Origin of the sequence: Trinickia sp., assembly GCF_036503415.1 — a bacterium.
Classification (GTDB): Bacteria; Pseudomonadota; Gammaproteobacteria; order Burkholderiales; family Burkholderiaceae; genus Trinickia.
The window spans coordinates 1-1611 of sequence record NZ_DASXWY010000087.1 but is presented as its reverse complement, the minus strand read 5'-3'; the positions used below and the strand labels follow the sequence as shown (position 1 = coordinate 1611).

At 60.0% G+C, this 1611-nt stretch carries 3 protein-coding genes; 1 reads left to right on the top strand and 2 read right to left on the bottom strand.

The features are described 5' to 3' along the window. Positions 1-130: 130 nt before the first annotated feature. Both VGL01_RS11910 and VGL01_RS11905 read right to left on the bottom strand, forming a co-directional pair. Positions 131-406, bottom strand: a complete 276-nt coding sequence (locus VGL01_RS11910; protein ID WP_414720235.1) for a hypothetical protein — start codon at positions 404-406, stop codon at positions 131-133. A gap of 207 nt (positions 407-613) precedes the next feature. Beyond that, on the bottom strand, positions 614-1261 hold the full coding sequence (locus VGL01_RS11905) for a J domain-containing protein (RefSeq protein WP_331569486.1): 648 nt from the start codon (positions 1259-1261) through the stop codon (positions 614-616). Between the two features lie 155 nt (positions 1262-1416). On the opposite strand from VGL01_RS11905, the gene VGL01_RS11900 reads away from it, so the two are divergent. Then, positions 1417-1611, top strand: a 195-nt coding sequence (locus VGL01_RS11900; RefSeq protein ID WP_331569485.1) for a hypothetical protein, incomplete at its 3' end; no start/stop codon positions are given.

The window sequence follows — 1611 nt, the reverse complement described above, 5'->3', positions numbered from 1 at the left end:
CTGCTGCCATTTGCGCCTGGACCTTTGCAAGCTGTTCGGTGAGTTGCCTATACGTTGCCATGAATATACGCCTCCTTTTGTTAGGCCGAATAGTACCGCTGTGACCGGTGGTACGCGCAAAAGTGCAATTTCATTTGGCCTCGCATGCAAAAAGCAGATTGCGTGTACTGTCCGTGATCGATTGCTGGATGATGTCGAAATCCCCGCCGCACATGCCGCGTGCATTTTCCATGCACGCGCTCGCCGGACCCTGCGCCGCACACTGAACAAGGATCGTCGGGCGCCCATCGTGCGTAAACAGCGGTGCGCTGCTACCGCAACCGGCGAGCATCAGAGACAGTGCGGCCGCATGAGCCGAGTGACAGAGCACATGGCGCCCCCGCGCCCGAAGCAATGCGAGTCTCATCGAATCAATCCCAATTCTTTTGAATGGGCGGAGTATGCCACGCTGGAAGCGTCTTGTTATTACATTGCGACGCGATCGGGCTTCGTGCCAATTCGCTGGAATGCGAGTGATCCCGGTTTATCCCAGACAGACTATGCGAATCAGGCCGGCGTGCCGAGTCAAAGCGTTGCGTAAAGGCGTAGGTGCACGCCCGCTCGCTAGTGAAGACTACGGCCGCAGGCCAAACATGCCATGCCAAAGCGCGCTGAAAAGGTTCGTATGTCCGCCTTCGCCGCGCGCTCGCATAGCATCGCCCGCTTCGCGGCCTTCATCGTCTCGGTTGACTTCGTGGTCCTCCGTGCCTTCACGCGCCGCATGTGCGTCCCAAGCAAGGTCGTCGCCTGGGCCAGCTTGCGCCCGCGCATCCGCCGCAACGGATTCGGCCGCACGCGATGCCTGCAGCGCGGCCACCCCATCGGCAATGCGAGCCGCAAGCGCCGGCTCGCAGTCACGGCCGAGCAGCACGCCGAACAGCACATCGCGCGCATAGCCCTGGTCCGCGAATCGGATGGCGAGCGTCACATACCGGGCATATTCGGCCTCGGCCTCCTCCTCCGCTCGCCGGCGCTCCTCTTCGCGGTGACGGGTAAGACGCCCCATTTCCTCCGCATACACGGCATCGTAGACGCGCCGCTGCTCCGGGTCCGACAGAATCGCATAGGCTTCCTTCACCTGCTGGAAGCTGGCATGTGCGGCTGCCTCGCGCCCGACGTTGCGGTCGGGGTGCGAGCGCATCGCCGCCCTCCTGTACGCCCGCTTGATTTCCTCTTCGGTGGCGTCGTCGCGCACACCCAGAACGTCATAAAGCATCACCATCTCTCGCCCGAACAAATTTGCACGCCTACCGATTGTAGGCCCTGCTCGGCGCGGCGCCCAGCGGGGCGGGCCGATCCAGTTGGTGTCGCCCGAATCAAAACGTGGGAATCGAGGCGATTTAAAACGCGGGACTTGATTTCGGCACGCGCTTCGATTTGAATGACATCACTTACGATCCGTCGCGCATTGAGAGGTGCGCGAGACGTCCAGGTCGCAAGCCGTCTGCCGAGAAATATTTTTTTGGGAAACAACGTTTTCTTCGAAGAAATCTCTCGGCAACCGGGAATTACCGCGAAGATGCACAACTTCTACATATATTAAGCGGGCCGAAAATGAGTGAGAAAAAGAAA

Excerpts from the sequence above, each read along its gene's own strand:
- VGL01_RS11910 (WP_414720235.1), bottom strand. The coding sequence starts at position 406 with ATGAGACTCGCATTGCTTCGGGCGCGGGGGCGCCATGTGCTCTGTCAC.
- VGL01_RS11905 (WP_331569486.1), bottom strand. The coding sequence starts at position 1,261 with ATGGTGATGCTTTATGACGTTCTGGGTGTGCGCGACGACGCCACCGAA.